The sequence below is a fragment of the Desulfonatronum sp. SC1 genome, from assembly GCF_003046795.1.
Taxonomy (GTDB): Bacteria; Desulfobacterota; Desulfovibrionia; order Desulfovibrionales; family Desulfonatronaceae; genus Desulfonatronum.
The window spans coordinates 1-409 of the sequence record NZ_PZKN01000204.1 but is presented as its reverse complement, the minus strand read 5'-3'; the positions used below and the strand labels follow the sequence as shown (position 1 = coordinate 409).

1 protein-coding gene is annotated in these 409 nt (G+C 47.9%); it reads left to right on the top strand.

Going from position 1 to position 409, the window contains the following annotated elements:
• Positions 1-25 precede the first annotated feature (25 nt).
• A partial coding sequence (locus tag C6366_RS21310) for an MATE family efflux transporter (protein ID WP_255412112.1) occupies positions 26-409 on the top strand: 384 nt, incomplete at its 3' end.

Here is a 409-nt window from a genome sequence, read left to right as displayed (position 1 = left end):
GGTGGGTGCTGCATGGGCCACTTTTATGTCGCAATTTCTGGTTTTTGCTATATTCTTTTATCGGTTAATTCTGTTGGAGGAGATGGTGCCTCTCTATTTGCGGAAATTCAAATTTGATGGGGGTATCTCACGCCGGATTTTTGCACTCGGCATTCCGGTGGCTTCTGAGAGTGCCCTGTTTGCGGTATTTGCCATTTTTCTGGCGCGTATTGTTGCTGGCTTTGGTGCTGTGGCCATTGCGGTTCAAAGCATCGGGGCACAAATTGAGGCCCTCTCATGGATGACTTCTTCAGGCTTTGTCACTGCACTAGGTAGTTTTACCGGACAAAATTATGGCGCCGGACGTTGGGATCGCATTCGCACTGGTTACCGTTATACTTTGTTGATTGGTACCGTGCTTGGATTAATG